Source organism: Cellvibrio sp., assembly GCF_053579595.1.
The window spans coordinates 1-5,566 of sequence record NZ_JBRFPI010000312.1 but is presented as its reverse complement, the minus strand read 5'-3'; the positions used below and the strand labels follow the sequence as shown (position 1 = coordinate 5,566).

The 5,566-nt window shown below is 49.8% G+C and carries 6 protein-coding genes and 1 pseudogene; all 7 read right to left on the bottom strand.

Features of this window, described 5'->3' with window-relative positions; translation table 11 throughout:
• Positions 1-23: 23 nt before the first annotated feature.
• A pseudogene (locus ACWA6V_RS16515) lies at positions 24-620 on the bottom strand (CTP synthase); the annotation flags it as partial.
• Positions 621-846: 226 nt separating this feature from the next.
• The gene (locus ACWA6V_RS16510; RefSeq protein WP_449523518.1) at positions 847-1,317 is read right to left on the bottom strand and encodes a regulatory protein RecX; all 471 of its coding nucleotides are present in this window, start codon (positions 1,315-1,317) and stop codon (positions 847-849) included.
• Positions 1,318-1,381: 64 nt separating this feature from the next.
• Complete coding sequence (locus tag ACWA6V_RS16505; protein ID WP_449523517.1) at positions 1,382-1,951, bottom strand: DUF4136 domain-containing protein; 570 nt, start codon at positions 1,949-1,951, stop codon at positions 1,382-1,384.
• Between the two features lie 213 nt (positions 1,952-2,164).
• The gene (gene recA, locus ACWA6V_RS16500; protein ID WP_310072152.1) at positions 2,165-3,208 is read right to left on the bottom strand and encodes a recombinase RecA; all 1,044 of its coding nucleotides are present in this window, start codon (positions 3,206-3,208) and stop codon (positions 2,165-2,167) included.
• A 194-nt stretch (positions 3,209-3,402) separates the two neighbouring features.
• Positions 3,403-3,753, bottom strand: coding sequence for a DUF6488 family protein (locus ACWA6V_RS16495; RefSeq protein ID WP_449523516.1), 351 nt, complete (start codon positions 3,751-3,753; stop codon positions 3,403-3,405).
• A gap of 87 nt (positions 3,754-3,840) precedes the next feature.
• Complete coding sequence (locus tag ACWA6V_RS16490; RefSeq protein ID WP_449523515.1) at positions 3,841-4,161, bottom strand: DUF3325 domain-containing protein; 321 nt, start codon at positions 4,159-4,161, stop codon at positions 3,841-3,843.
• The coding region (locus ACWA6V_RS16485) for a PepSY-associated TM helix domain-containing protein (protein ID WP_449523514.1) at positions 4,154-5,566 on the bottom strand (1,413 nt) is incomplete at its 5' end. The genes ACWA6V_RS16485 and ACWA6V_RS16490, both read right to left, overlap by 8 nt.

The following is a 5,566-nucleotide window of genomic DNA, read 5'->3' as shown; positions in this document are numbered from 1 at the left end:
AACAAAATATCAGCCTGCAATCAGATTGAACGCAACACTTTTACCGAGTGCTGGGTTGGCTTGGTTTTGGTTTCGCCAGCAGTGGCGATATAAGGCACAAGGGTCAAATGCATCAACAAAGCACGAGAACCCATTTCTACTTTTAGCTGGCGCACCGCTTCCAGAAAGGGTTGGGATTCGATATCGCCAACAGTACCGCCGATCTCAACCAAAGCGACATCAACATCGCGGCCACCTTCAAGAATGCGGCGCTTGATTTCATCGGTAATGTGGGGAATAACCTGTACTGTGCCGCCCAAATAATCACCGCGGCGCTCTTTGCGCAGCACTGTCTCGTAAACGCGGCCAGTAGTGAAATTGTTGCGACGCGTCATTTTAGTACGGATAAAGCGCTCGTAGTGACCCAGATCCAGATCTGTCTCGGCGCCATCCTCTGTAACAAATACCTCCCCATGCTGGAAAGGGCTCATAGTGCCCGGATCTACGTTGATATAGGGGTCGAGCTTCATGATGGTCACTTTGAGGCCACGTGCCTCAAGGATAGCCGCCAGGGAAGCCGAGGCGATGCCTTTGCCCAATGAGGAAACAACACCACCAGTTACGAATATATAGCGCGTCATGTAAAACCTGATTAACTGTGAAAAATGCGGAGCGGAATGGAGATAAATGCCAACAGCAGCGCTCGTTGCGAGGCAGGGGGATTTATCGTTCAGGACGGGGCGCCAGAGTAACAGAAAGGCCTTTTCGGCTCAATGAAAAGCTCGCCGGAGGAGCAAACCTGTCGACGAATCAAATAATTAGAATAAAGAAGAAACACATCAACAAACAGCCGCACCAGCCAGATTTTCACCAATCGTCGCTGGTTGCTGCAGTAAATACCGCCTGGATATGGCGGCTGGAAAAGCCGCGTGAATGCAAAAAGCGCATTTGTTTTGCCCGCTCGCGGGCGTCAGCAGGCATAGTGCCGCGAAATTTTTTACGCCATGCCTCATGGGCAAGCTCAAACCACAAAATATCAGCATCATCGACAAACCGGCTAATCAACTCAGCACCAATCCCCTTTTCACGCAATTCCATCTTGATAATCACCGGCCCCTTTCCCTGCCGCTGGCGCATGGCAACAAAAGCCTGGGCAAAGCGCTCATCGGATTGCAGATTTAGCTCGATCAACTCCGCGACAGCCTCCTCAACCAACGCCACAGCTGCAAATTTGCGCCCTAACTTATCTTTTAACTCTTTAACAGAATGCTCGCGCAGCGCCAAAAGACTCATGGCACTGAAGCGAATTTCACTTACGGTGGGCACTGCTTGTTGCATAGAGCAAATCCGACGCTAATAAAAAAGGCCGCAACAGCGGCCATTTGGAACATGCACCCCAAGCTTAGTTAACCGGAGGGAACTGGGCAATTACTTCTGTGACAGCACGGCTCAGCACTTGACGCTGTTGCTGGGGCGCCATACTGCGACTTAAACGCTTCTCGGAAACTCCACGCCAAATAGGCTTTTCAGTTTTTGCATCGACAATATCAATAATCAAGCTGCCTTGATTGTACACGCGCAAACCAGTACCCGGACCATGAAAGAAAGGAGATGGATAGCGATAAGGGCGGCCATAGTAGCCAAAGCCGTAAAGATCATCATAACTGCGGGGATCGATCTTCTCTTCGATGACCACGTGATAACTCACAATAAAATCAGGCTTTGCGCCAGTCGCCGCATTTTGATAGCGCTTACCCAACTCACCCTCAAGCGCAGAATGAATATGGCTTAGGGTAAACGGCGAAACCAGAATACTATCTTTAGTGTCCTGCTTGGTCTCGGCAACATCAAAAGTCTTTAGCGATGAAAAATCAAAATCCGCTTGATGGTCAGTTTCCACCCTGGGTTGCGTGGTGCAACCAGCAAAAAACAATGCGCTTAACGCTACCAACAACACACCTAATTGTTTCATTACTAACACCACCTTTAGTATTGCCTGACTGAATATCGGATATCGCCTTAAATTGCACATCTACCCATTTGATTTTGTGCAAAATTTCAATTCCAGTTTACCACTGTAAACACAGCATAGTGAGCAGCATTGATCGATGCAAGGTAGCTATTAAATACAAAAACCCCCGCTGCCAACATGCAAACGGAGGTTTTTTAACGGCGCTACAGGTACTTACATTTCCACATCATCCGTCACTTCACTGCCACCTGGACTTAATGAGAGTGCCGGAGTAGCCAGGAGTTCCGTTCTGACTTTGTGCTCAAGCTCTTTGGAAATAACCGGATTTTCCTGTAAAAACTTCATCACATTGTTTTTACCTTGACCAATCTTGTTGCCCTGATAACTGTACCAGGCACCAGCCTTATCGATTAAACCCAACTTCACACCATAATCAACAATTTCACCCATGCGGTTGATTCCCGAGCCATAAAGAATCTGGAATTCCGCTTGCTTAAATGGCGGCGCAACCTTGTTCTTCACCACTTTTACACGGGTTTCCGAACCAATGACTTCTTCGCCCTCTTTCACTGCACCGATACGGCGAATATCCAAACGCACAGATGCATAGAATTTCAACGCATTACCACCTGTGGTGGTTTCAGGGTTGCCAAACATAACACCGATTTTCATACGGATCTGGTTGATAAAAATCACCAGGCAGTTGGCGTTTTTGATATTACCGGTGATTTTGCGCAACGCTTGCGACATCAAACGTGCCTGCAAGCCCACATGGTGATCACCCATTTCACCTTCGATTTCTGCGCGCGGTGTCAAGGCAGCAACCGAATCGACCACCAATACATCAACAGCACCGGAGCGCACCAGCATATCGGTGACTTCCAAGGCCTGCTCGCCGGTATCTGGCTGGGAGATAATCAAGTCCTCGACATTGACGCCGAGCTTGGATGCATAAATAGGATCGAGCGCATGTTCAGCATCGATAAACGCACAAGTACCGCCTGCGCGCTGTGCTTCAGCAATAACTTGCAGGGTCAGGGTTGTTTTACCGGAAGATTCAGGGCCGTAGATTTCGATAATCCGGCCTTTAGGCAGACCGCCGATCCCCAATGCCACATCAAGACCGAGGGAACCGGTAGAAATTGCAGGGATAGCGACCTGTTCTTTGTCGCCCATACGCATCACAGTACCTTTACCAAATTGACGTTCGATTTGGCTCAATGCGGCCTGTAGCGCCTTCTCTTTATTCGCATCCATCTGACACCTCAACATAAAAAATAATGAAACACGTTGCTATGAAATCCGTTGAGTCGCTCTTTGTCGACAACTCTTTCAGATCGCTATCTTTAAATAAGTGGACTCAAGATCACACCATTGGGGATAGCATACAGCAAAAAACTGTATGTGCAAACAGTACTAGCATTTTATACAGTATTTTGGTTCGGTGCTTATTATTCCAGACCTTTGAACTCGCCGGTAAAATTCGCATTGGACACATCACCATTGGATGTCATCAGTACATACAAGGTCTTTTGCTCCGCATCATTAGTGACTGCAACTATGTAGTAGCCATCACCATTTTTATGCAGCTTTGCATTTTTGGCAGGTACATTACGCCAGCTCTCAGGAAGCTTACCAAAACCAAATCCACCGTCCTCCAGGGTTAATTGCACTGAATAATCCTTTCCGACAACAATGGCAGCGGGTTCAGTAATGAAACTGTGATCATGGCCTTCATGCGCCATTGCCAAGGGAACATTGCATAACACACCACATAACAAAAAGGAGATCAGGGTTTTCATCGAGACGTTTCCAGTGAGGGTTAAAAGCAGAAAAAGTAAAGGTTGGCACTATACCAACAATTGAAAGAAGAGGAATGACGCCGGCGATTAGCTCGCCGGTGTCGCCCAAACAATGAGGGGAGCAAGCAAGCGCGGACGCCAGCTCAGGATAAAAGCGATACTCATGGCAGAAGCAGCCAACAACATGACCCAGACCAGCGATGCCATAGAGGCGTGATCAACTCCCATGCAAAGCAGCAGCGAGACAAACAGTGCCGAGCCGCCCAGGCTGCGCAGTACAATCACCGTAGTAGCAGATGGCAATCCCTTGCACACTTGCTTCCAGTGCGCATTCATCGCCAACGCCAGCCAGCCCATACCGACAAACGTGGCGAGAAAGGCACCCAGTAATAACAATCCATTAAGCATTAGCAGCCTCCAGGGTAGCTTGCGTAACAACAGGTTCAGCTTGGACACGACGCTTCAACCAGCGCGCAGCCATTGCAGCAACCACCGCTCCGGCAAGCAGGAATAAATCCACACCTGCCACTGGCCAATAACCCGCAGCCAGCGTTTTGGGAAGATGGTCGCCAGTAGTAACCCAGTTTAATAGCACCGCTGTGACTGCCATAACCGCAATCGCCCAACACTGCTCACGCCATGCAGGATTGGTACGGGCTTGGGCAACAGGCGCACTGCGCACCAGCGCATGGAGCAGTGCCAGCGCCCAGGCTGCCCAGAACAAGTATTGTTCCAGATCACCGCGAGCAGGCCATCCAGTTGGCAAGGTATCGGGTAATAAACGGTTGGCGATCAAAATCCCCGTTGCGGCAATCAGCATTCCGGTCACCGTCGTGACTGCCAGTGCATCTACTACCCGCGCTCCTTGGCTTGCTTCTTTGGCGTGTTGGCGCTTGCGCTTTTCCACAAAAAAGATAAAACCGGTGGCGATACATACACAGCCCGCCAAACCACCAAACACATACAACCAGCGCAACAACCAATGGCGAAAATGCTGCAAATGCAGACCGGTAAGAAACTCATTGATATTGGCAACCACTGTTGGACGAGGATCTTCACGCAGTACCTCGCCAGTAGAAGCCTTGAAATGGATGCCCTCACCGGTCAGTGCGATACGGTCGGTACCCGCGCGATAAATACTCACATAACCATTGGCATCACCCACATGTTGCAGCGCCAGAAAACCCACATCCCCTGCCATACCGCGTTCCGCCCAGCGGCGCTGCGCCTCAACCACCATGGCATCGACCGAGGCGATAGGTGCAGCCACACCGGCAGGCTCGTGAGGCAAACCTGTCTCTTGTGCATCCAACTGCTCATGTAATTCATGCAGCGGCTCAAGCTGGGTATGGGTGATTGGAAAGTAGATCCCAGCAAAGATCACCAAACCGGTAAAGGCAAAGAAAAAATGGAACGGCAAAGCCACAACGCCGGTGAGATTGTGCAAATCCAGAATGCTGCGCGACTTGCTCTTGTTAGGACGAAAAGTAAATAACTCGCGAAACAATTTGCGATGCATCACCACGCCAGTTACCAGTGCCACCAGCATGATGAGCGAGGCAAAACCGACGATCCAATACCCCAGGTTCTTCCAGTGCAAGGTCAGACTGTAATGCAGCGGATAAAAAAACTGGCTGCCGACTTTTAATCGATCATCGGGTAGGGATTCACCAGTGCGCGGGTCGATAGTGCGACTGGCAAAAATATTCTCCTCAGGATCTTTGGCATTGGGCACGTCGAAACCGGCAAATACACTTAGCACCGGATCGCGATGAGTGGTATAGGCGCCCCAGCGAGTCGGGGTATCAAAGTA

What these genes read in the sequence shown, in the direction of transcription:
- recA (WP_310072152.1), bottom strand. Translation starts at nt 3,208, where the DNA reads ATGGATGCGAATAAAGAGAAGGCGCTACAGGCCGCATTGAGCCAAATC.
- ACWA6V_RS16490 (WP_449523515.1), bottom strand. Translation starts at nt 4,161, where the DNA reads ATGCTTAATGGATTGTTATTACTGGGTGCCTTTCTCGCCACGTTTGTC.
- ACWA6V_RS16510 (WP_449523518.1), bottom strand. Translation starts at nt 1,317, where the DNA reads ATGCAACAAGCAGTGCCCACCGTAAGTGAAATTCGCTTCAGTGCCATG.
- ACWA6V_RS16495 (WP_449523516.1), bottom strand. Translation starts at nt 3,753, where the DNA reads ATGAAAACCCTGATCTCCTTTTTGTTATGTGGTGTGTTATGCAATGTT.
- ACWA6V_RS16505 (WP_449523517.1), bottom strand. Translation starts at nt 1,951, where the DNA reads ATGAAACAATTAGGTGTGTTGTTGGTAGCGTTAAGCGCATTGTTTTTT.